The organism is Nocardia sp. 2TAF39 (assembly GCF_052114905.1).
In the GTDB taxonomy this organism is placed as follows: Bacteria; Actinomycetota; Actinomycetes; order Mycobacteriales; family Mycobacteriaceae; genus Nocardia.
The window spans coordinates 24,021-46,652 of record NZ_JBFRFQ010000054.1 but is presented as its reverse complement, the minus strand read 5'-3'; the positions used below and the strand labels follow the sequence as shown (position 1 = coordinate 46,652).

At 66.4% G+C, this 22,632-nt stretch carries 22 protein-coding genes; 13 read left to right on the top strand and 9 right to left on the bottom strand.

Annotation, left to right across the window (positions count from 1 at the left end):
• Positions 1-107 precede the first annotated feature (107 nt).
• Positions 108-1,016, bottom strand: a complete 909-nt coding sequence (locus AB4Z47_RS26465) for a helix-turn-helix domain-containing protein (protein ID WP_441954661.1) — start codon at positions 1,014-1,016, stop codon at positions 108-110.
• Between the two features lie 157 nt (positions 1,017-1,173).
• On the opposite strand from AB4Z47_RS26465, the gene AB4Z47_RS26460 reads away from it, so the two are divergent.
• The 4 genes from AB4Z47_RS26460 to AB4Z47_RS26445 all read left to right on the top strand — a co-directional run bounded on the left by AB4Z47_RS26460 (position 1,174) and on the right by AB4Z47_RS26445 (position 4,691).
• The gene (locus AB4Z47_RS26460; RefSeq protein ID WP_441954659.1) at positions 1,174-1,551 is read left to right on the top strand and encodes a DUF2255 family protein; all 378 of its coding nucleotides are present in this window, start codon (positions 1,174-1,176) and stop codon (positions 1,549-1,551) included.
• Between the two features lie 24 nt (positions 1,552-1,575).
• Complete coding sequence (locus AB4Z47_RS26455; RefSeq protein ID WP_441954657.1) at positions 1,576-2,610, top strand: zinc-binding dehydrogenase; 1,035 nt, start codon at positions 1,576-1,578, stop codon at positions 2,608-2,610.
• A gap of 75 nt (positions 2,611-2,685) precedes the next feature.
• A complete protein-coding gene (locus AB4Z47_RS26450) occupies positions 2,686-3,663 on the top strand; it encodes an aldo/keto reductase (protein ID WP_441954655.1) in 978 nt (325 codons plus the stop codon).
• A gap of 155 nt (positions 3,664-3,818) precedes the next feature.
• Positions 3,819-4,691 (top strand): class II glutamine amidotransferase, encoded by an 873-nt coding sequence (locus AB4Z47_RS26445; RefSeq protein WP_441954653.1) that lies wholly within the window; start codon positions 3,819-3,821, stop codon positions 4,689-4,691.
• 112 nt (positions 4,692-4,803) lie between these two features.
• Here AB4Z47_RS26445 and AB4Z47_RS26440 read toward each other — a convergent pair whose 3' ends face one another.
• On the bottom strand, positions 4,804-5,946 hold the full coding sequence (locus AB4Z47_RS26440; RefSeq protein WP_441954651.1) for an FAD-dependent monooxygenase: 1,143 nt from the start codon (positions 5,944-5,946) through the stop codon (positions 4,804-4,806).
• Positions 5,947-6,041: 95 nt separating this feature from the next.
• Here AB4Z47_RS26440 and AB4Z47_RS26435 point away from each other — a divergent pair, with 95 nt between their 5' ends.
• On the top strand, positions 6,042-6,617 hold the full coding sequence (locus AB4Z47_RS26435) for a TetR/AcrR family transcriptional regulator (protein WP_441954649.1): 576 nt from the start codon (positions 6,042-6,044) through the stop codon (positions 6,615-6,617).
• A 54-nt stretch (positions 6,618-6,671) separates the two neighbouring features.
• On the opposite strand, the gene AB4Z47_RS26430 is transcribed toward AB4Z47_RS26435, so the two are convergent.
• A complete protein-coding gene (locus tag AB4Z47_RS26430) occupies positions 6,672-7,433 on the bottom strand; it encodes a TetR family transcriptional regulator (protein WP_441954647.1) in 762 nt (253 codons plus the stop codon).
• Between the two features lie 92 nt (positions 7,434-7,525).
• On the opposite strand from AB4Z47_RS26430, the gene AB4Z47_RS26425 reads away from it, so the two are divergent.
• The 4 genes from AB4Z47_RS26425 (at position 7,526) to AB4Z47_RS26410 (ending at position 11,569) form a co-directional block, all read left to right on the top strand.
• Positions 7,526-8,713, top strand: coding sequence for an FAD-dependent monooxygenase (locus AB4Z47_RS26425; RefSeq protein ID WP_441954645.1), 1,188 nt, complete (start codon positions 7,526-7,528; stop codon positions 8,711-8,713).
• Positions 8,714-8,929: 216 nt separating this feature from the next.
• Entirely contained in the window at positions 8,930-10,075 is a 1,146-nt protein-coding gene (locus AB4Z47_RS26420) for a peptidogalycan biosysnthesis protein (RefSeq protein WP_441954643.1), read from the top strand.
• A gap of 21 nt (positions 10,076-10,096) precedes the next feature.
• Complete coding sequence (locus AB4Z47_RS26415) at positions 10,097-10,981, top strand: pyridoxamine 5'-phosphate oxidase family protein (RefSeq protein WP_441954641.1); 885 nt, start codon at positions 10,097-10,099, stop codon at positions 10,979-10,981.
• A 156-nt stretch (positions 10,982-11,137) separates the two neighbouring features.
• A complete protein-coding gene (locus AB4Z47_RS26410) occupies positions 11,138-11,569 on the top strand; it encodes a DUF4189 domain-containing protein (RefSeq protein WP_441954639.1) in 432 nt (143 codons plus the stop codon).
• 62 nt (positions 11,570-11,631) lie between these two features.
• Here the strand turns inward: AB4Z47_RS26410 and AB4Z47_RS26405 are convergent, their stop codons facing one another.
• The 3 genes from AB4Z47_RS26405 to AB4Z47_RS26395 are packed head-to-tail and all read right to left on the bottom strand — an operon-like array spanning position 11,632 to position 14,194.
• Positions 11,632-12,294 carry a methionine ABC transporter permease gene (locus AB4Z47_RS26405; RefSeq protein ID WP_441954637.1) on the bottom strand — a complete coding sequence of 221 codons (663 nt, stop codon included), beginning with the start codon at positions 12,292-12,294 and terminating at the stop codon, positions 11,632-11,634.
• 11 nt (positions 12,295-12,305) lie between these two features.
• Positions 12,306-13,322 carry a methionine ABC transporter ATP-binding protein gene (locus AB4Z47_RS26400; RefSeq protein ID WP_441954635.1) on the bottom strand — a complete coding sequence of 339 codons (1,017 nt, stop codon included), beginning with the start codon at positions 13,320-13,322 and terminating at the stop codon, positions 12,306-12,308.
• Positions 13,319-14,194, bottom strand: coding sequence for a MetQ/NlpA family ABC transporter substrate-binding protein (locus AB4Z47_RS26395; RefSeq protein ID WP_441954633.1), 876 nt, complete (start codon positions 14,192-14,194; stop codon positions 13,319-13,321). Before AB4Z47_RS26395 ends, AB4Z47_RS26400 begins: the two co-directional genes overlap by 4 nt.
• Before the next feature lie 113 nt (positions 14,195-14,307).
• On the opposite strand from AB4Z47_RS26395, the gene AB4Z47_RS26390 reads away from it, so the two are divergent.
• The 3 genes from AB4Z47_RS26390 to AB4Z47_RS26380 all read left to right on the top strand — a co-directional run bounded on the left by AB4Z47_RS26390 (position 14,308) and on the right by AB4Z47_RS26380 (position 18,810).
• Entirely contained in the window at positions 14,308-15,192 is an 885-nt protein-coding gene (locus AB4Z47_RS26390; RefSeq protein WP_441954631.1) for a MetQ/NlpA family ABC transporter substrate-binding protein, read from the top strand.
• A 443-nt stretch (positions 15,193-15,635) separates the two neighbouring features.
• On the top strand, positions 15,636-16,394 hold the full coding sequence (locus tag AB4Z47_RS26385) for an SDR family NAD(P)-dependent oxidoreductase (protein ID WP_441954629.1): 759 nt from the start codon (positions 15,636-15,638) through the stop codon (positions 16,392-16,394).
• A 406-nt stretch (positions 16,395-16,800) separates the two neighbouring features.
• Positions 16,801-18,810 carry an APC family permease gene (locus AB4Z47_RS26380; RefSeq protein WP_441954627.1) on the top strand — a complete coding sequence of 670 codons (2,010 nt, stop codon included), beginning with the start codon at positions 16,801-16,803 and terminating at the stop codon, positions 18,808-18,810.
• Positions 18,811-19,018: 208 nt separating this feature from the next.
• Here AB4Z47_RS26380 and AB4Z47_RS26375 read toward each other — a convergent pair whose 3' ends face one another.
• Complete coding sequence (locus AB4Z47_RS26375) at positions 19,019-19,819, bottom strand: helix-turn-helix domain-containing protein (protein WP_441954625.1); 801 nt, start codon at positions 19,817-19,819, stop codon at positions 19,019-19,021.
• 86 nt (positions 19,820-19,905) lie between these two features.
• Here AB4Z47_RS26375 and AB4Z47_RS26370 point away from each other — a divergent pair, with 86 nt between their 5' ends.
• Complete coding sequence (locus AB4Z47_RS26370; protein ID WP_441954623.1) at positions 19,906-20,286, top strand: nuclear transport factor 2 family protein; 381 nt, start codon at positions 19,906-19,908, stop codon at positions 20,284-20,286.
• Between the two features lie 102 nt (positions 20,287-20,388).
• Here AB4Z47_RS26370 and ku read toward each other — a convergent pair whose 3' ends face one another.
• Together ku and AB4Z47_RS26360 are read right to left on the bottom strand one after the other, a co-directional pair.
• Positions 20,389-21,336, bottom strand: coding sequence for a non-homologous end joining protein Ku (gene ku, locus AB4Z47_RS26365; protein ID WP_441954621.1), 948 nt, complete (start codon positions 21,334-21,336; stop codon positions 20,389-20,391).
• Positions 21,337-21,358: 22 nt separating this feature from the next.
• Positions 21,359-22,462 carry a lycopene cyclase family protein gene (locus AB4Z47_RS26360; RefSeq protein WP_441954619.1) on the bottom strand — a complete coding sequence of 368 codons (1,104 nt, stop codon included), beginning with the start codon at positions 22,460-22,462 and terminating at the stop codon, positions 21,359-21,361.
• Positions 22,463-22,632 lie beyond the last annotated feature (170 nt).

The window sequence follows — 22,632 nt, the reverse complement described above, 5'->3', positions numbered from 1 at the left end:
TGCACAGTCGTCATCACCGACGGCGACTCCTACCGCATGAAAAACCGCACCAAGCGAGGTGAACGCCCCTGACCTAACACCCCACCCCCTGCAAGAGGGTGGGGACTTCACCCGGCCACCAGCGGCGACCCACAAATGGCCATTGACACGGGCTCGTGGCGTACGGCTCGAGCATCAGTTGCTGCCCAGCTGGCGAGGAGTCTCAGCCGTTCATCGGAGGCGGATCCGGGAACAGCGGTATAGGCGAACATGGTCAATCCCGGATCTGCGGGAAGCTCCATCGCTTCGTAGGCGAGCTCGAGATCGCCCACCACAGGATGATGGAGTCGTTTGCGACCCGTGCGATGGAACCGGACATTGTGCGCGGCCCACTTGGTGCGGAATGTTTCGCTGCGGGTCGCCAGTTCCCCGATGAGGTCGGTGAGGCCTCGGTCGTGCGGGTTACGACCGGCGTAGCTGCGCAAGATCGCGACGATGTCGTTGGCTCCGGTCTCCCAGTCGAGGTAGAACTCGCGTGAGCGTGGATCGAGAAAGACGAACCTGGCGTTGTTCGCCGGTCGGACGGGGTTGGTGAACAGCTCCGAATAGAGGGCGTACCCGAGCTGGTTCGCCGCGAGAAAATCCATCCGCTCGTTGCGCACCCAGGCCGGCGCACCGGTTATCGCGTCGAGCAACCGCTGCAGGCTCGGTCGGACATGTTGTGCGGAGGTGCCGCGCCGTGGACTCGGCTTCGCCTGTGCTGCCCGGGCCAGGTCGAACAGGTGCACGGCCTCTGCCTCGTCGAGCTGCAGGGCGCGGGCCAGCGCATCGAGTACCTCGTCGGAGGCTCCGTTGAGATTGCCGCGTTCGAGGCGGGTGTAATAGTCGACGCTGACACCGGCGAGCATGGCCACCTCTTCGCGGCGCAGACCGGGTACCCGCCGGTTGCGGCCGTAGCTGGCCAGGTTCGCCTGTTCCGGGGTGATCTTGTCCCGCCGAGAACGCAAGAACTCGCGGATCTCCGAGCGTCTGTCCATAGCGTCACGCTACGACGCTCGCCGCGGGAGTGGGAGGTTCTGCCAGTACCTGGCACAGCAGGGTCTCCCACCCCAGATCGTTCCGGGGTTTCCTGGGCGAGACGGCCGAACCAGGCCGCTCGAACCTCGATCCGGATCACCCTTGAAGGGGAACGCAATGGCAGCTTGGACGGCTGACGAATTACACACGATCGGTCATCGCGAAGAGCTGCAAATCGCATCACGGCGAAGCGATGGCACTCTACGTCCCTACATGACCATCTGGGTCGTGTGCACGGGCGACAACCTGTACGTGCGCTCCGCCTACGGCCCCGCCAACCCGTGGTTCCGGCGGGCCCGGTCCAGCGGCGTCGGCCGCATCAGCGCCGACGGCCTGGAGCGCGACGTGACCTTCACCGAGGCCGCATCGGATGCTCACCGCGCCATCGACGCGGCCTACCACGCCAAATATGAGCGCTACGGTCCTGCGATCGTCGGCAGTGTCGTCGTCGAACAAGCAGCGGCCCAAACCATCCGACTGACACCCCGGCCATAACCGTCCTGACAAGAGGAAGAAAATATGCGAGCAACCGTGATGTACGGCGCGGGCGACGTTCGAGTGGAGAACGTCCCCGACCCGAAATTGCACGAGCGAACGGACGCCGTCGTGCGGGTGCTGCGGTCCTGCATCTGCGGCAGCGACCTGTGGCCCTACGGCTCCATGCCCGCCGCGCCGCAGGGCAGGCGAATGGGACACGAGTTCCTCGGTGTAGTCGAGGACATCGGCTCGGAGGTGTCCGGACTGAAGCGCGGGGACGTCGTGGTTGCGCCATTCGTGTGGGCGGACAACACCTGCGATTTCTGCGCCGAGGGCCTACAGACCTCCTGCCGCCACGGCGGCCGGTGGGGTGGGCCGGGCGTGGACGCGGGTCAGGGTGAGGCGGTGCGGGTGCCGCAGGCGCAGGGCACGCTGGTCAAGCTGCCCGTCGGCGAGGACTCGGCACTGCTGCCGTCGCTGCTGACGCTGTCGGACGTGTTCTGTACCGGCCACCACGGCGCTGTGACATCCCGGGTCGCACCGGGCAAGTCGGTGACCGTGATCGGCGACGGCGCGGTCGGACTCTCGGCGGTCTTGGCCGCCAAACGTCTTGGCGCCGAGCGGATCCTGCTGATGGGCCGCCACAAGGACCGGACCGAACTAGGCCGCGAGTTCGGTGCCTCCGACGTGGTGGCCGAGCGTGGCGAGGAAGGCGTCGAGCGAGTGCGGGAGCTGATGAGCGGGGACGGCACCCACGCCGTCATCGAGTGCGTCGGCACACGACAGTCGCTGGAGACAGCGCTCGGCGTCGTCCGCGACGGTGGCGTGGTCAGCAGGCTCGGCGTGTCCCAGTACACCGACGTCCCCATGGGCTTCGACACGCTCATGCGCAACATCACTCTCACCGGCGGTGCGGCACCGGCCCGCGCCTACATCGAAGAACTGCTGCCCGACGTGCTCGACGGCGTGCTCGAGCCCGGCAAGGTGTTCGACCGCACCATCGGCCTCGCCGGCGTACCCGACGGCTACCGAGCCATGGCCGATCGCAGCGCACTGAAAGTCCTCATCCAGCCCTGAATCCGGCGGGCGGCAACTACGGCCACTCGGCCCCGTACCGACGCCGCCCACATCCACGACAAGGAGAAATGAGCGATGAAGCACATCCGACTGAGGGATCTCGACGTCGCGCGCATCGGCTTGGGCGCGATGGGCATGTCGTTCGCCTACACCGGAGCGGGCACCGACGACGCCGAATCGATCCGCACCATCCACCGCGCCCTCGATCTGGGCGTCACCCTCATCGACACTGCCGAGATCTACGGGCCCTTCACCAACGAGGAACTCGTCGGGCGAGCCATCAAAGGCCGCCGCGACGAGGTTGTGCTCGCCACCAAGTTCGGCATGGTCGCACACGCTGGTGGCGGTCCCGGCACCCTCGACAGCAGCCCGGACAACATTCGCACCGCGGTCGAAGGCTCCCTACGGCGGCTGGGCACCGACCACATCGACCTCTACTACCAGCACCGGGTCGACCGTGAAACCCCCATCGAAGACACCGTGGGCACCCTGGCCGACCTGGTCACCGAGGGGAAGATCCGCCATATCGGTCTGTCCGAGGCCGGTGTGAACACGATCCGCCGCGCCCACGCCGTGCACCCGATCACGGCCCTGCAGTCGGAATATTCCCTGTGGACACGGGACCCTGAGCCCGAGGTGTTGCCGCTGTTGCGCGAGCTGCGCATCGGCTTCGTGCCCTACTCGCCGCTGGGCCACGGCTTTCTCACCGGGACGATCCGCTCGACCGAACAGTTCGACCCCACCGACTTCCGCGCCACCAATCCACGTTTCACCGGCGAGAACTTCCAGCAGAACCTGCGCATCGCCGACCAAGTCGCAGCCATCGCCGCCGAAGTGGGCGCCACACCAGCGCAGGTGGCGCTGGCCTGGCTGCTGGCCCAAGGCGACGATATCGCCCCGATTCCCGGCACCAAACGAGTCGCCCGCGTCGAGGAGAACACCGCCGCCGACCGCTTCGAGCTGACCGGCGAACAGATCGAGAAGCTCAACAACCTCACACCGCCTGCGGGCGATCACCACAACGAGCAACAGATGCGGATGATCGACCGCTGATAGTCGAGGTTGTCCGTCTGCGCGACAACGCGGGTGGCGCCGCACCGAAGTGGATCTGCGCGTGCGAGCGCGGACCGGACGCTCGAGTCCCTTCGCCCACAGAGGTAGTCGCAGAAAGCCGCAATCGAGCCGCCGCAGAGCGTACGGTAGGCAACATGTGCCGCCTGTTCGGCTTGCACGCGGGGCGCGCCGTGGTGACGGCGACGTTCTGGCTGCTGGACGCGCCCGACAACCTGTCCGTCCAAAGCACCCGGAATCCGGACGGCACAGGCCTGGGTGTGTTCAACGGTGACGGCAAGCCGGTGGTGAGCAAGCAGCCGATCGCGGCGTGGGAGGACACCGCATTCGCCTGCGAAGCCCATGAGATGACGGGGACGACGTTCATCGCCCACGTCCGGTACGCGTCCACCGGTGCGCTCGATGTACGCAACACACACCCGTTCTTGCAGGACGACCGGATCTTCGCGCACAACGGCGTAGTCAGCGGGCTGGATGTGCTCGACGCACGGCTCGCGGAGCTGCGCGCCGCCGATCTCGTGCTGGGGCAGACCGACAGCGAGCGGGTATTCGCGTTGGTCACTTCGGCGATCAGGGCGAGCGGGGGCGATGTCGAGGCGGGGCTGCTGGACGCAATGAACTGGCTGGCGGCGAACGTGCCGATCTATGCCGTCAACCTGTTGCTGAGCACTGCGACGGACATGTGGGCGCTGCGGTATCCCGAGCCCCACGAGCTGTACTTGCTCGATCGCCGCAAGCCGGTCGAGTCGGCGGACTTCGATCTGCAGTCGTGGCGCATCCACGCGCGGTCGAAGCATCTCGATGGGCAGCCGTCCATCGTGTTCGCGAGCGAGCCGATAGACGATGATCCGGCGTGGCGACTCCTCGTTCCGGGCACACTGGTGCACGTCGACGCGGACCTGACGCTCACCGAGCGTGTGGTGTTGCCCGAGCCGCCACAACACCAGCTCACGCGCGCTGACCTCAGCCCGACCGCTGCGGCGTCCCAGCACCCGGCGTCGACTCGGTAATCGCGGGCTCGAGGCAGGTACACACGCTCGGACCGGGCCCGGCGTCCAGGTCGACTTGCCGGGAGGATCAGCCGAGGCCGATCGGCCGCCATGCCACCGCGGCTGATCAACGTCACGCGGTATGCCTGCGGCCGACCCCGGCAGCCGCCGGCACGAGCTGGGCCGCGGTATTGCGCAGCGCGATGCCGGGCCGGGTACCCGGTAGCAGCATGGCGCGGGCGAAACGAAATCCCTGCCGTTTCGCGTCGACCATCGGCCGGTGGCGGGTCTCATACCGGCCGAAGGCCGTCGCGACGTCGGTCGGGGACTGGCTCAACTCTTCGGCGAGCCGGTAGGCGCCCGCAATGGCCAGAGTGGAGCCGTCCCCGAACAGCGAAACCGCTGCCGCCGCGTCCCCGACCAGCCCGATGCGCCCGGTGGACCAGCGCGGCAGGCGGACCCGGCTGATGGTGTCGAAATACAGATCGTCGGCGGCGTGTACCTGGTCGAGCAGTTCGGGTAGCCGCCACGAGCGGTCGGCGAACGCCTCGTCCACGAGCCGCTTGTGCTGGTCGAGATCGCGATGGTCGTAACCGGGCACGGCGTTATGTCGGAAGATGAATGCCGCGACCGCACGGCCCTTGGTCGGGTGCACCGACACCGCCCGGCCCGGGGTGTTGTAGATGACCACCTCGGTGTCGTCGCCGAACGGCGCGTCGATCGGCAGTGTCGCCACGTACATGCCTGCGTGGCGGAGGAATTCGTGTTCCGGCCCGAAGACCAGTCGCCGCACCGTCGAGTGCAACCCGTCCGCGCCGATCACCACGTCGAACCGTGCGGGCCGCGCCTTGGCGAACGTCACGTCCACGCCCGCCTCGTCCTGGGCCAGGTCGGTAATCGTGTCACCCCACAGGAATTCCGCCTGCTCGCGTCCCGCCTCCAGCAGGATCGACGCGAGATCGGCGCGTGGGACCTCCACCTCCCGCTTCCCTGCCTCGCCCTGGAACATGGTCAGCGGGACACCTGCTGCCCGACGGCCGGTGGCGTCGACGAAGCTCATCCGGTTCACCGGTGAGGCCACCTCCCGCAGCCGCGGCATGATGCCCATCTTCTCGGCTACCTCGATCGCGGGCCGCCTCACATCGATGGGGTTGCCGCTGGAACGCCCGCCCGCGGCCCGCTCGACGACGGTGACGTCGAATCCCGCGTGCGCCAACCAGTATGCGAGCGTCGCCCCACCCACACCCGCGCCGGAGATCAGTGCCTTCTTGCCCATGTCACACCTCTCAATTAAGTGGACGATTTTCGTCCACTTCGAATAAGGTAGCATAAGTGGAAGAATTTCGTCCAGTTACTGCGGAGGAGATGTCAATGGCGGCCGAGACCCTCCGGGCTGACGCTCGTGGCAACCGGGACCAGATCGTCGCGGCAGCCTTGGTTCTGTTCCGGGACAAGGGCATCGACGTATCGATGAAGGAGGTCGCCGACCGCGCCGGTGTGGGCGTCGGCACGCTGTATCGCCGCTTCCCCGACCGCGACGCGTTGATCTCCGCTGCAGCGCACGCCTATCTGACCGGCCTGGCCGACCGGGCCGCGACGGCGGTACGCGAGGAAGCCGACGCCTGGTCGGCGCTGTCCCGCTTCCTGCGCGAATGCGTCCTGGCAGGTGTCGGCGCGTTCGCGTCCTCCGTCGAGCCCGCGCTACACGCACGGATTCAGGCGGATCCCAGCCTGACTCAGGCACGCACGGCGGTCTCCGAACTCATCGCACGTCTCACGGCGCAAGCTCACGCCGATGGCGCACTCCGTCCGGACATCACCCCTGCCGATCTCGCGCGCATGATGACGTTGCAGATCTACACCCGGCCCGACGAGGATCACCCTGCGGCGGTGCATCGCGTCATGGACCTACTCATGGACGGGGTCAGGGTGGTGCGCTATTCCTGAACATGCGGACTCGCCCGTCGGTGACATTCATCCCCTGGTCGTCTCAAAAACATCTCATAATGAGGCGGACCGATCGGTAGCCGGCATCAGATACCGGTATACGGTGGCACGCGATACACCTAGTTCGGTAGCGATCTCTTCGATGGTGTACTTGCCGGAATCCCGCATGCGCCGGGCGGCTTCCACCATCGCCGCCGTCATCGCACCCGGGCGGCCACGGCCCGGGCGGCGGGAGGGGGTGCCGGCTGCCTGTTCGGTACGGGGTGCCCCGCGTCGAGGTCGGGCCGAACCCAGCAGACGTTGCGCGCCATCGAGTATCGCTGCCCGCAACTCCGCTGCAGGTCGATCCGCGAAGATGACCACAGGATCGCTGAGTGACGCATAGATCTGAGCGGCCCGCACGCGGGCGGTGAAGTCGGCATCGGGTCCGGCGAGCAGCCCCTGGGCGGACAAGGCGATGTCACGTAGTCGCGCGTACGTCGCACCGTCGGCGGACAGCGCCTGGTCCTGCATCTGCATCCGGAGCAACTGCCGATGGGTGAGCCACGTATCCACCAACCCTTCCGTCACCGCCCAGCGCCTCGCCTCCGGGTCGGGCGTGTGTCGAGTGGATGCGAGTACTGCCTCCGTATCGACCAGCAGTGGCTCCGTCAAGGCGGCGATGATGTCGCTTTTGCTCGGGAAGTGATAGAGCACAGCGGTTTTCGTCAGACCGACCTGCTCGGCGATCTCTCGTACGGAGACGGCGTAGTACCCGCGCTCGGCAAACAGGTCGAGCGCGGCCTGCAGGATTCGGACGCGCGAGTCATCGGTCACGGTGCATCATCCTACCCCTTGACTGACCGTCGGTCAGTGCATTACGGTTCCGTTTGACCAACGGTCAGTAGTTTTGAGACAAGGGATGTGTCGTGAAGAACGAGCGGATTCTGATCTCGGGGGCGGGTATCGCAGGGCAGGCGCTGGGGTATTGGCTTGCGCGGTACGGGTTCCGGCCGACCGTGATCGAGCGGGCCTCGCGGCTACGGACCGGTGGCCAAGGCGTGGACGTTCGGGACCAGGCGATCGAGGTGGCCGAGCGAATGGGCATCATGTCGCGGGTGCGGGATTCGGCGGCCGACGTCGCCGGCATGCGGTTCGCGCGCGCGGACGGTCATGGTATCGCCCATATCGACATGCAAGGCATCAAGGACAAATACGGCAGCGCCGAGGTGGAGATCATGCGTGGCGATCTCCTTCGGATCCTGCAGGACATCACCACCGACACGGTCGAATACGTCTTCGGGAACGGCATTCAGACCCTCGAGCAGGATGACGACGGTGTCACCGTCTCCTTCGAACACGGACCAGCGCGGCGGTTCGACTTGGTGATCGGTGCCGATGGCCTGCATTCGACGGTCCGGCGGCTGGTCTTCGGCCCAGAGTCCGACTTCGTGCACCACATGGACCACTACTTCGCCTTCGGTAACGCCGACTCGGCCCTGGGCCTCGACCGGTGGGTGACGGTGTTCAATACCCCCGGCCGCATGGCCGGTATCTACCGCTCGGGCAATCACGCACAGGCCAAGGCGTATTTCATGTTCCGTAGCCCGCGAATCGATGTCGATCCGCGCGACCAGGTGGCGGTGCGACAACTGTTGGCCGCTGAGTTCGCCGACGAAAGCGCTTGGCACGTACCGCAACTGCTCGAGGGTGTACTCGCAGACCCGGAACTGTATGTCGATACCCTCGGACAGGTTCGGATGGACTCGTGGTCGGCGGGCAGGGTTGCCCTGGTCGGCGATGCCGCGTACTGCGCGTCCCCGGCCTCGGGCGCCGGTGCCGAACTGGCATTGATCGGTGCCTACCGCCTCGCCGGCGAGCTCGCGGCCGCTGGCGGCGACCACCACATCGGATTCCGCCGCTACGAACAGGCCAACCGCACCCTCGTCGGCCGCAAACAACAGGTCGGCCCCAACCTGCGGCTGATGGTGCCGAAGTCGAGAATCGGCATGGCGGTGCGCAACACGATCACCCGCCTACCACTGCTGGAATCCATGGCGGGAATGGAACGCATGATGGCGCCCAAAACCACGGACAAGCTGCCCGACTATCGGTGATGCGCTGGGAGATGTCGACGACACCGCCGACAAGATGCGGAAGTCGACGGTTCAGGATGCCGAATATTGACTGGTCGATCTGATCCGCGTCAGGGAAGCCGGGACGGCGGAAGGGGCGTATGCCCAAATCGGGGTACGAGCGCTGGTCGGCGCACCCAGCACCGACCGGTTGGATGTTTTACGATCGCGGTACCTGCTAGTAGCTCGGGACGAACTATGCTGTGCACATCCATCGAAACGCGCCAGGTCGAAGCCGTTGACGCGATCAGCGCGATCGAATGGGATGGCCTTGTTCCACCGGGCGATCTGTTCTGCAGCCATGCCTGGCTGCGCCACCTCGATGAGGCGGCAGGCCCGCGTCCGGTGTTGACGATCAGCATCGGTAACCGGATCACTGGCGCGACGGCCCTCTGGGATGGCGAGCAAGTACCCGGGCTGTTCCATCTGCCGGAATTCTTCCCGGAGCTTCCGGGCCCTTGGCAGCGCCCGTTCGTCTGGCTCGGCGCCCGTCGGTCGGTGCGCAACGGCCTGATCTGCACGTCCGGGCCGCAACGGTCGGCGACGTTGTCTCACCTGCTCGCCGGTTCACTCGATTACGCCCGCGACAACGGGCATGCCGGGGTGGTGATGCCGTATCTCCCGGTAAGTGCCGCGAGAGAACTCGGGCGCGCGCATCCCGCTGCTCACGTGCTGCTGCATTCTGCCGAGGCTACGGTCGCGGTGCCCCCACACGGAACCGCGGACTTCGTTGCGCATGCGGGCGGACACAACCGCAAGCGACGACGCCGAGAGCTCCGGGACTTCACCGCAGCCGGCTTCACCCTGGAATGGGTCGATCTCACACTCGAGATCGAGGCCGCGATCGCCCCGCTGATCGCAGCCACCCGTCGCAGATACGGCAATGGCCAAGGTGTCGCGTGGATATTGCGTGTCTTTGCCGCCCAGCGCCGAGTAGGCCTGCTCGACCACGCAAAAGTCTTGCTGTGCCGTCGAAATGGCAGGCTGGCCACCGTTGCCGTATGTTACCGGCATGGCGACAGCCTGCACGGCCGGTATTTCGGCTCGGACGAGGCGGCGAGCAGGGACGGCTACCCGTATTTCGTCACAACCTGTTATGCGCCCATCGATTACGCCGCACACAATGGGTTACCTCGGCTTTTCCTGTCGACGTCGGCACTGGAAGCGAAGATTCGGCGTGGTGCGACGGTGGAACCGCTCGCGGCCGTGGTGCTACTCGACGATGACGAGCTCGACGTCGAACGCGTGCGTACGCACAACAGGGACCTAGCGCGCGGTTATCGTGACCGATTTCCCAAGTACTTGTCCTCGTTGAGCCGTGACTGGCTCGATTTTCTGTCCTGATCCGAACGAAAGGCCCGCCGAATGCTGCACCTGGTCTACCGGTTTCGACCGACCGTCAAGGCCCGAGCAGATCTGGCAGCGTTCTGGCAGTGGATCGCAGACCGCCAGCTCTGGTTCTATGCCGACCTGGATATGGTGCTCGGCACCCGGTGGTACACGGTGACCATCGGTGACGATGTGCACTGCCTCGAGCATCACGTCACTTTCGCCGACGAAGCCGAATGGGGCCGCTATCGTCGCGAAATCAGCGCTCGGTCCCGTGATCCGGAATGGGAGAAACGGCGGACCGGTCAGGACGAGTGGTATGAGATCCTCGACGCCCGAATCCTCACCGACCCGATGATTCCCATCCCGCTACCCACACCTGAGCAACCCGGACCGGGATCGGACGCGGCGGCTCTCGCGCTGCGCAGCCGTGCCCTGCTCGATCGGGCGCGGTTCGTCACTCTCGCCACCAGTGGGCCTGCCGGTCCTTGGTCGTCCACCGTCAACTACGTCGTGCTGCACCAGCCGTTGCGGCTGCTGTGGTATTCGCTGCGTGATGCACGGCATTCGATGAATATCGCCAACTCGCCGCAGGTCGCGGGCTCGATTTTCTTGACCGGGCTGACCGGCTCCGATGCACCGTCGGGAATACCGATCGACGGCGCCCAGTTCACCGGCGAGTGCCGCGAAGTCGCCGCCGACGAAGTGCCCGCCTACTACGACCGCTACTACGAATCGAACTTCCCCGATCCCGCGGTCCGTGCCGAGTGGATGCTGCCGCTCGACGAATTCCGCGCCGACGGCCCCCGCCGGTTTTATCGCCTCGATATCGACCGGTGGTGGCTCTACGACGCACAACGTTGGACCGAGGACAAGCACGACACCAGAATCGAAGTCTCCGTCGCCGCCATCGACCGGTGACGGCTTCGGCAACACGGTGACCGCGCCGGTGGTGAACCACCCGAACCTCACCCCCGCGGCCTTGCCCGGCCGCGCCGCGCGGAACCCATGGTTTGGACAAATCGGGTGAGCTGGACGAAGGTCTGAGCCCGGACTCGGTTCGACACGGAGGAACGCATGTCATTGCCGCGCAAGGCTGCCCTCGGCGTCGTGGTGGCGTCCGCAGCCACCTGCGCAATGGCGGGTGGCGTCGCGGGCGAAGCGTGCGCGGCCGGGAATTACTGTGGCGCTCTTGCTCTTTCGTCAAGCATCGGAGCCGTCGCTGCTGCGGTGGACTATCCGGACGCCGCGGCGGCGGAAACCGCGGCGCGCGCCCAGTGTGGTAGCCGCGACTGCCGGGCGGTCGTGCAATTCTGGAACGCCTGCGGGTCGGTGGCCCGCGGCGCCGACGGCCGCTTCGGCTGGGCCTGGGCCGCTACCCGCGCCGAAGCCGAACGCCGCGCCATCGAGGTCCTCGGTCCCAGCGCCCCGCCCTTCCCGGATCTGGGCAGCGCGGTGCCCAGATCCGCCAGTGTCCGGCTGACGGCCTGTACGGCGACCGCCGGGTAGATCCGAGCATTGCGGAAGTCTATGGCCGGGGCTGCCGCTGCGGCGATGAGCTACCCAGTCATTCAGCGGCGCAATACTTTTCGGGCCAGCCAATTGCCGAAGAACTGGATGCCCTGCACGCCCGCGATGATGATGAGCGTCGCGACGAGCGTGACCTGCCAGTCGAAGCGCTGGTAGCCGTAGACCAGGGCGAAGTCACCGAGTCCGCCGCCGCCCACGGTTCCCGCCATCGCGGACATGTCGACGATCGCGATCACCACGAAGGTGTACCCGAGAACCAACGGCCCGAGCGCTTCGGGAATCAGCAGCGTCAGGATGATCCGCAGCGGGCCGGCGCCTACCGCGCGCGCTGCCTCGATCACGCCGGGGTCGACGGTCACCAAGTTCTGCTCCACGATCCGCGCGATGCCGAACGACGCCGCGACGATCATCACGAACGCCGCCGCCTCGGTGCCGATGGTCGTACCGACCACCTCGAGCGTCACCGGCCCGAGCGCCGCGAGCAGGATGATGAAAGGGATCGGCCGCACCACGTTGACGATCACGTTGAGCAGCAGATTGATCGGCGCGTTCGCCAGCAGCCCGCCCTTGCGGGTGGTGTAGAGCGCGGTGCCGAGCAGCAGCCCGATCAGGCCGCCGACTACGAAGGTGAGCGCCACCAGATAGAACGTAGTGCCGATGGCCTCGTTCAGCACCGGCCGCAGTTTGTCCCAATCCGTATGCATCGGTACTCCTTTCAGGCCGTTCGGCGATCGAGTTCGGCGATCACCTTGTCGACGGCATCGTCGGGGCCGTGCAGCGCCAGCGTGAGACTGCCGAAGGTCTTGTCCTGCAAACTGCTCACCCCGCCGTAGACCACCTCGAACCGGACGTCGGCGAACGCCGCCGCGGACAGCGCCGCGCCGATGCCGCGCCCATCGTCGATGTCGACGGTGACCAGGCGTCCGCCGTGGCGGTCGGCGAGCCTGCGCAGCTCGTCCTCGGACGGGCGGTTGTGCAGTACTGTCTCGACGAACGACCGGGTGGGCAGCGCCTGCGGGGTCGCGAAGACCTCGAAGGTGCCGGCGAGTTCCACGATCCGTCCCTCGGCGAGCACCGCGACCCGATCGGCGACCGCCCGGATGACGTCCATCTCGTGGGTGATGACCACGATGGTCACGCCGAGCTCGCGGTTGATCTTCGTCAGCAGCCGCAGTACTTCTCCGGTGGTCTCCGGGTCCAGCGCCGAGGTCGACTCGTCGGCCAGCAGCAGCGACGGCGAGGTCGCCAGCGCTCGCGCGATGCCGACCCGCTGTTTCTGGCCGCCGGAGAGCTGATCCGGATAGCTGCGCGCCTTGTCCGACAGACCGACGAATTCGAGCAGCTCGGCGACCCGCGCCTTACGCTCGGCACGCTTCCAGCCCGCGACCTTCAGCGGATACTCGATGTTCCCCGCGGCCGTGCGGGATCGAAACAGGTTGAATTGCTGGAACACCATCCCGATGTCGCGGCGCAGTCGGCGCACCTGAGCCTCCGGCACCCCCGTGATGGGCGTGCCGGAGATTTCGATCGTGCCGCTGGTGGGCTTCTCCAGCGCGTTGATCAATCGGACCAGCGTGCTCTTGCCCGCGCCGGAATAGCCGATCACGCCGAAGATCTCGCCGTGCGCGATGCGCAGGTCGATGTCGTCGAGCGCGACTTGACGCTGCGGCCCCGTGCCGAAAATCTTGGTGACCGACCGAAATTCGACCGCGGGAACGGTCGTGTCGCTCACTTGCCGTCGCGGATGGTCTGCTGCACCCGCTGCAGGATCGGCTCCAGTTCGGGGCCGCTGCGCCGGACTTCGACCGCCGTACCCTTGGTCACGTCGCTGAGCGCCTTCTGCACCTCCGGGTCGTGCCAGAGTTCGACCAGTTGCAGATACTTCGGGTTGTTCTTGTCCTCGGCGCGGGCGACCAGGGCGTTGATGTACGGCTCCGCGGCCGGGTTCTTCGGATCATCCTTGTACAGCGCCGAATTCGGGTCGATGCCGGAGCGCTCCAGGAAGGTGTTGTTGATGACCGCTCCGTCCACCGACGCCAGCGACAGCGCGGTCTGGGCGGCGTCCACCGGGGTCACTCGAACCTTCGACGCGCCCTTGTCGATGTCGGCGGGGGAGGGCGCCTTGGTGTCGGACGACAATCTCAGCAGACCGGCGGCTTGCAGGACGAACAGGGCGCGTGCCTGGTTGGTCGGGTCGTTCGGGATCGCGATCTCTGCGTTCGGCGGGATCTCGCCGAGCGACTTGTGCTTCTTCGAGTACAGGCCGAGCGGCACGATATAGGTGGCGCCGATCGGCGTCAGCGTGTCGTTGTTCGCGACGTTGTAGGCGCCGAGGAACTGCAGGTGCTGGAACAGATTCACGTCGATCTGCTTCTGTGACAGCGCGAGATTCGGCTGTTTGTAGTCGGAGAAGTTGGTGATCCGCAGCGTGATGCCCTTGTCCTTGGCCCGCTGCTCGAAGACGTCCCAGCTGTGATCCTTGTCGGTGGTGCCGATTCGCACTACCGTGTCCGAGGAGCCGTCGTCGGTGCCGCAGGCCGTCAGGGTCAGGGCCGCGGCGGTGGCTACCAGGACCGGGATCGCCAGTACCCGATGGAATTTCACTCGTGCTCCCGAATGCTCGTCGCGATATGAACCCGGTAATCCAAGCGACCGAGAAGTTCGAGCGACAACGGTTTCAATTGTGGTGAATGAAATCCTTCACAAAAACTGGACGGTTGTCTAATTTGCTCGAAATGCGCCTGATCCACCGACTTCTGCCGATCCCGCTCCTGTCCGCCCTGGCAATCGCCTCGGTCGCCTGCGGCGGTGCGGATCGCTCCGACGTGATCCGCGTCGGTGTGAACGATCTGTCGCTCCCGCATTGGGCGGTTTACCGGAAGAAGGCCGCCGAGCAGGGCATAACGGTGGAATTCACCAACTTCACTGATTACAACCAGCCCAATCCCGCGCTGGCGCAGGGGCGGATCGATCTCAACAAGTTCCAGCACGTGCGGTACCTGGCCAACTACAACGTCCGCAACAACGACACCCTGGTGCCGATCGGTGCCACCGAGATCTTCCCGCTGACGCTGTACTCGCGGAAGCACACGTCGGTGGCCGACATCCCCAAGGGTGGCCAGATCACGCTGAGCAACAACCCGGCCAACCAGGTGCGGCCGTTGCTGAGCCTCGCCGCGGCCGGGCTCATCGTGCTGAAGAATGGGGCGAGCTGGGACTCGAAGATCGAGGACGTGGACATCGACGCCTCCCGGGTGAAGCTCACAGCCATCGACCCGACGCTCACCGCGCAGTCGCTGGGCAGCGTCGACGCCGCCTTCGTCGACGACACCTTCGCCCGCCCGGCCGGCCTGACGGCCGACGAGGTCATCCACGCCGACGACCCCGAGCGGCCGGAACTGAAGCAGTACATCAACGTGTTCGCAGCCCGCGCCGCCGACAAGGACAATCCGACCCTGCTGAAGCTCGCGCAGCTCTACCACGATCCGGAGGTGGCGGCCGCGATCCGCGCGGAAACCGGCTACCAGGGGATTTTCAAGACCAATCCCCCCGCCGACCTACAAGCGACGCTGGCCGAGCTGGAGGCGCGGTTCCGCGAGTAGCCCCGGCCGACCTCGAGGTCCATTTCACCCGCGGCCGGCCAGGTGGGTCGCAGTTCGGCAGAGGCGAGATAGCGCCGGACTCGTTCGATGGGGCCGGTCTGGCCGTCGCAGAACCGAACAGCCGTCGGAACGCGCCGCTTGTGCTGTCGGCGCCAGGATCGTGAAGTGGACGGATTTCCTGGGCTTCGTGGCGTCTCACGGCGGGATGGCGATTCCCAGGCCCCTTACCCACGGATCCAGGATCTCGATCGCGTGCAGGTCTGGTCGAGTGAGAGGCGTGCCGGAAAGCGCGGTTCCCGCAGCTCTCGGCACAATAGCGTCCAGGCCTCGAACCTCAGTTGACTCGGCGTGCCCTCTCACGCAGACTGTGCTCAAACCGGACAGTATTGTCCGGTTAGGTGGCCCGGACGATGTAACCGGATACCCGAATCGAAGGGATCGCCATGAGCAACTCGGACAGCGACCGTCGGGTCGTAGTGATCACCGGGGCGGGGTCCGGCATCGGCCGCGCGATGGCCTTGGCATTCGCGGCGACCGGAGCGCGCGTGGTGGCCGCCGACATAGCACTGGGCAACGCCGAGAAAACGGCCGCCGAGATCGGCGACGCGGCCATAGCCGTCGGCGTCGACATCTCGGACCAGGCATCCGTCGACGACCTGGTGCAGCGTGCGCTCGACATCTTCGGCCGCATCGACGTACTGTGCAACAACGCGGGTGTGCTCGACACCATGGCGCTGCCTGCCGATACCCCGATCGAGGTGTGGGACCGGGTGTTGCGCATCAATCTGACCGGAACGTTCCTGGTCACCCATGCGGTCGTGCCGCATATGCTCGCCAAGGGCAGCGGCGTGATCGTCAATACCGCCTCCGAGGCCGGTATCCGTGGCGGCGCGGCAGGGATCGCCTACACCGCTTCCAAACATGGCGTCGTCGGCATCACCAAGAATGTGGCGTGGGCCTATGCCAACGACGGCATCCGCTGCAACGCCATCCTGCCCGGCCCCACCCTGACCGGCGTGGCCGCCGAGGCGGCGAATTTCGACCCGACGGGCGTAGCCCGCCTGCAGCCGATCATCTCGCTCAACCAGAGCATCGCCCAGCCCGAACAGATGGCTGCCGTCGCCGTCTTCCTGGCCTCCGACGCCGCGTCCTCTGTGAACGGCGCGATCGTCCCGGTCGACGGCGGCTGGTCGGCGGGCTGAGCCGAGGCCGCGGTCCCTCGGCTGTGGCGATGAGCACGCGGTACACCACTGAATGCCGGTGCCACCTCCTGGCCGCCGGTAGGCACTGGTGACTTCGGCGGTCGACGGCGGCTGGTCGGCGGGCCGACATGAGCGTCGCAGGATTCGATACCGGCTTCGCTCCGTCCAATACAAGTGGCACGACAGTTTCCGAGGGCCGCCCTTGCCCCACGACTGGGGCGGCCGGCTCGACGCCTTGCGTAAGCACACTCGACGATTGGAGATGTGGCTGCTCGGACGTTAGCGGTGCATTCACCAGGCGCGCCATTTCTTGATGCGATCTTGCGGATCATCGCCCGATTCTTTACAGAATCTCTACGGCACGGGGTAGGCCGAATTCCGCGAGTCGACCTTAGGCTGGCTGATCGTGGGTTCACCGGTCGATGTGGTCAAGCGTCTAGTTCTCGGGCGCCCGTTTCGCAGCGATCGGCTCGGTGAGACGTTGCTGCCCAAACGGCTGGCGCTGCCGATCTTCGCCAGTGATCCGCTGTCATCGGTGGCTTATGCGACGCAGGAGATTCTGCTCATCCTTACTTTGGGTGGGCTCGCCTACATACACCTTGCGCCCTGGGTTGCCGGCGCGGTCGTCGTCCTGCTCGCCGTTGTCGTGTTGTCCTACCGCCAGGTCGTGCAGGCATACCCGTCCGGCGGCGGCTCGTACGAGGTGGTCGCGAAGAACCTCGGACCGGTTCCGGGGCTGGTGGTCGCTGCAGCATTGCTCGTCGACTATGTGATGACGGTGGCGGTGTCCGTCGCTGCCGGCGTGGACAACATCATTTCCGCGGTTCCCGATCTGAATGCGCACCGAGTCGCGATCAATATCGGATTCATCGCGTTTCTGACCGCGATGAACCTGCGTGGTGTGCGGGAATCGGGACGGGCGTTCGCCGCGCCGACCTATGCCTTCGTCGCCGGCATCATGGTGATGATTGTGGTCGGCCTGACCGAGTCGCTGTTCGGGCAGGCGCCGGTCGCCGAGAGCGCTCACTATGAGATCCATGCCGAGCACATCGGTCTGAGCGCGGCGGCTCTGGCTTTCCTGGTGTTGCGCGCGTTCTCCTCCGGATGTACCGCATTGACCGGTGCGGAAGCGATCTCGAATGGTGTACCGGCGTTCCGGAAACCCAAGGCGCTCAACGCAGCCCGCACAATGGCGGCAATGGGCATCATCTCCGTCGTGATGTTCTCCGGCGTGACCGTGCTCGCCATGATCTCCAAGACGCGCGTTACCGAGAACACCTGCGACTTGATCGGCTTCCCCGGCGATTGCCGGACCGACCCGCAACGCACCGTGCTCGCCCAGCTTGCGGCGGCCGTGTTCGGAGGCCACAACGTGGCCTTCTACTACCTCATGGTGACGACGGCGCTGATCTTGATCCTCGCGGCGAACACCGCCTACAACGGTTTCCCGCTGCTGAATTCGATTCTGGCGCAGGATCGGTACATGCCGCGCCAACTACACACGCGTGGTGACCGGCTGGCCTTCTCCAACGGGATCATCCTGCTCGCGGTCGTGGCAGGCACACTGATCTACGCTTTCGACGGTTCGGCCACGCGCCTGATCCAGTTGTACATCGTCGGTGTGTTCACGTCCTTCACGCTGTGTCAGGCGGGCATGGTCCGGCACTGGAACCGCGACCTGGCCACGGCCGGCACGCCTGCCGAGCGTATGCGCATCCATCGGGCCAGGGCGATCAACGCGTTCGGCGCCTGCTTCACGGGCGTGGTTCTGGTGGTCGTGATGGTGACCAAGTTCACCCACGGCGCATACCTGGTCGTCTTCGCGATCCCGCTGCTCGTCGTGCTGATGTACCTGATCCACCGCCACTACACGGCGGTTCGCGCCGAACTCGACATCGATGATGGCGAGGGAGAGACACTGCCGAGCCGGGTACACGCGATCGTGTTGGTGTCGGGCTGGACCAAGGCGACCCAGCGCGCGGTACAGTTCGCCCGCGCCACCCGCCCGGACACCCTCACCGCGATCACCGCCAACGTCGACGACACCGAAACCCGCCTACTGAGCCAGGATTGGGAACGGCACAACGTGAGCATCACGCTGAAGGTGGTCGAGTCCCCGTATCGGGAGATCACCCGCCCTGTCCTCGACTACATCAAACGCCTGCGCCAGGCTGGACCCCGGGATGTCATCAGTGTCTTCATCCCGGAATATGTCGTCGGCCGATGGTGGGAGAACCTGCTGCACAACCAGAGCTCGCTGCGGTTGAAGGCGCGCCTGCTGTTCGAACCCAGGGTGATGGTGACCAGCGTTCCGTGGCAGCTGCAGTCGTCGAAGAGGCGCGACCTGTCGCGAGTCGAGCACAGTCCCGGCGAAGTACGCAGAGGAATTACCGGTTCACACCCCGCACCGAAGTAGCGGACGGTCGTAGGACTACCGCGCCGCACGGTGCGCAACATGGCCATCGGTCGCCTCTGGCACTGCCGCCGGAAGGGGCTGAGCTCGCTCCGTTCGGCGCGCTGCGTCCGCGCGACGAGGTGAACACCGTGGCCGCACTGCTGCAGTTCTTCGAGGAGCGCCGGGTCGCGCGGTGGTGGGCTGCGGTGCCGACGGCCCCGATGGACGGCTACCCGGGCGCTGCTGTGGACGTGTCGTGCGCCAAAGCATGCAGATAGTCGGACGTCGATCGGTCCGCAGGAAAATACGCTTCGACGGCGATCTCATCGAGTGTCACGTCGAACGCCGCACCGAATGTTGTGATGGTGTTGAAGAAGCACAGGTGCGCGTCTTCGTGCCGAATGTGGATCGTCAGTGCGATGTCGGCGCGGTCGAGGAAAACGGACTCGGTGGGCGAGTACACGCTCAATTCGTCGTATAGCGCGCTGAGCTCGAGGTCTCCGGTCTGCGCCGCCTGGCGGGCCAGCCGAGGGAGCAGAAAGGCGCGCACCTGGTCGAGATTGCCAAGGCGTGCCGCGAAACCCTTGGGGTGCAGGCCGATCCGCATAAGGTTCACCCGCGGCTCGCACAGTGCGGGATCGACGCCGTCCAGGAAGATCCGGGCGGCCGCGTTGGCAAACAACAAATTCCAGCGGCGGTCGACCGCCAGCGCCGGATACGGCTCATGGCCCGAGAGCACCCGGCGCACGGCCGCGCGCGCGTCGGCGAGATCCGGGTCGTCCAGCGGCGTGTGCCGGTAGGCAGGCGCATGCCCGGCCGCGACCAGCAGCTGATTACGTTCACGCAGCGGAATGTGCAGTTGTTCGGACAGCCGCTCCAGCATCGGCGGACTCGGGATGGTGCGGCCGGTCTCGACGAAGCTGACATGCCGGGCCGAGGTGCCCGCGCGCAACGACAGTTCGAGCTGGCTGAGCCCGCGCCGCCTTCGCCATTCGCGCAACTGTTCGCCGACCGGGCGATGGTGGTTCACTGCGCCAGTATCGCCGCATGGGCGACCGAGCCGCCATTACATGCCTGGTAATCGACAGTGCGCGCCCCGGCTGCGACGGTGACCGCATGACACACGACACCCCCGCCATGCGAAACAAGAACCTCGTCCTGCACGTACTCGCGCAGTTCGCCGAGGGCAACCTCGAGGCCCTGCGCGCCGCGCTGCACGAGGACTTCCGTGAGCACAGCCCCGGAAACCCCTCCGGCCGAGACGCGTTCGTCGAGTTCGTGGCCGGCTCCCCGGTCGCGAAAGCTCGGATCGACGTGAAACGCGTCATCACCGATGACGAGTACGCCGTCGTGCACTACCACATGATTCCGGAGGACGACCCGCGCGGCGTCGCCGTCGTCGACGTCTGGCGACTGGTCGACGGAAAGATAACCGAGCACTGGGACGTGCTGCAGCCGGTGCCGGATCCGGACCTGATCCCGCACGGCATGTTCTGACATAGTGCGCTGGTGGCTGTCGGCCGCGGCGGATCAGCGTGCGCATAGTGCGGCACGAACTCCGCGTCCGGCTCCGGTGTCAACGGGATTCGGCCCGCAAGGTCATGCGCCTTTGCGGGCCGCGGACTTCTTGGCGGTCTTCTTCGCGGGCGCCTTCTTCGCCGTGCTCTTGGCGGCGGTGCTTTTGGACGTGGAGCTTCTGGACGCGGTCTTCTTCGCCGTCTTCTTCGGCTCGCCCTTCTCGGAGGTCTTGTCGCCCGCCGAACGGCGTCCGCTCGCCTCGAGGCTGCGCTGCAACGCGGCGACGAGGTCGACCACCTCGGCGTCCATCGCGCTGGGCGCGGCCTCGGGCTGCTCGGGCACCTTGCCGGTGCCGCTGGCGATCGCCTCGTCGAGCAGGCGCGTCAGCTCGATCTGGTACTCGTCGGTGAACTGGTCCGGGTCGAAGTCGTCGGACATGGTCTCGACCAGCGTCTCGGCCATCTTGATCTCTTGCGGCCGCGGTTCGGCGACGCCGTCCAAGGATTCGAAGTCGACCGCGCGGACCTCGTCCGGCCACAGCAGCGTCTGCAGCACCAGGATGCCGTCACGGACGCGTAACGCCCCGAGCCTGGTCTTCTGGCGGAGCGTGAAGTGCACTAGGGCTGTGCGGTCGATCTGCTCCAACGTCTTGGCCAGCAGCACGTAAGCCTTCGGCGTGCTGGAATCCGGCTCCAGGTAGTAGCTCTTGTCGAACAGGATCGGGTCGATCTGCTCCGACGCCACGAACTGCAGCACCGGGATCTCGTGCTTTTCCGCCGCGGGCAGTTTCGCGAAATCCTCGTCGGTCAGAATGATCTTGGCGCCGTCGGGCGACTCGTAGGCCTTGTCGATATCGGCGTACTGGACGGACTTGCCGCACACGGTGCAGACGCGGTCGTATTTGATCCGACCTCCATCTTCGGAGTGCACCTGATGGAATCGGATGTCGTGGTCCTCGGTGGCCGTGTACACCTTCACGGGGACGTTCACCAGCCCGAATGCGATCGAGCCCTTCCAGATCGATCTCATGCACTCCATCATCGCCGAACCGCTACCACCTGCGCGAGTGAACCGGAATTCCGAGTGTCGCGGCGGCGACGCGCCGTCGCAGCCGCCAGGGCAGAGCCGTGAACAGCGAGCGCATCGCCGCGACGGTGCCGTTCAGGTCGGTGCGACCCGAGAGATAAGCGCGTTGCGCGGCGGGAGACAGCGTGAAGAACGAATCGAAGAACAGCGGGATGTCTTCGGGCGGCAGGGCCAGCAGCGCCCGTAGTCCGGCGGCGCGCAGATGGTGGACCGCTCGCGCGGACGTCGGCCACACGCCCTGACCCGCCGCCACCGCGTCGACCGTGGCCAGCGCGGCGCCGACGCTGTATCCGGTGGCGGGATGCAGGAAGCCACCCGCCGCCCCGAACGCGTCGCGGCTGGGCCGTCCGCCCTGCACCGGGAACCGAACCCGCTCGACCGGCTCGGTGCCGGTGAGCCGGATGCCGCGGGAGCGCAGTCGATGATGCAGGCGCTCACGCAGCTCGGCGCTCGCGAGCGCCGGGCGCCCGGCCAGACAGGTCTCCTCCAGCAGCATCCGACCGCCGCCCAGCGGCACCGCGTAGAGGAACGAGTGCGGCGCGTCGGGCGGTGCGCCGTGGTCGGCGCGCCAGTCCATGAACAGTGGCTCGAGGCCCGCGCAATGTTCCGCGTCCAGGATCAGTCCGTAGGCGGTCTGCTCTGCACGCGCGGGGGACCGGGCGAGGCCGCGCGCGTCGATCACCCGGCCGGCCGTAAGCGGCGTGCCCGACGCGAGGGTCACGCTGTCGCGCGCGATGTCTACCGCCCGGTCCGTGATTACCTGTGCACCGGTCAGACGCAAAGAGTCGTGCAACCGCGCGGTGTCCAGCACGACATATGCGCGGTCGAGGTGGTGCGCGCGAGTTCCCCACGCCATCGGCCGACGAACCGTCGCGGCGACGACCTCCGGGGCAAGCCAGTCCGGCAGCTCGTCGGCCCACGCCGCGTAGGTGGCCGCCCACGCGCGGTACGGCACGGGATCGACGACGGTGACCGTGAGTCCGCGCGCCAAGCCGCGGTGGGCGAGGGCACGACCGGCCGGGCCGAGCCCGCAGACGACGAGGTCCGGTGTCACGCCGTGCCCTGGCACGGTCGCGCCGTGCGGGGCGCGCCTCGGTGCATCGTCTGGTCCGCCCTTTCGCTCGCTCGGTGGTCGGAGCCTAGCCGCCGCGTTCGCTCCGCCGGGCGCTCTTGTCCCGAAGGTATGCCGTTCGCCCGTCGGCATCACGCGGAATGTGTTCTCGCTCACTGGGATTTCGC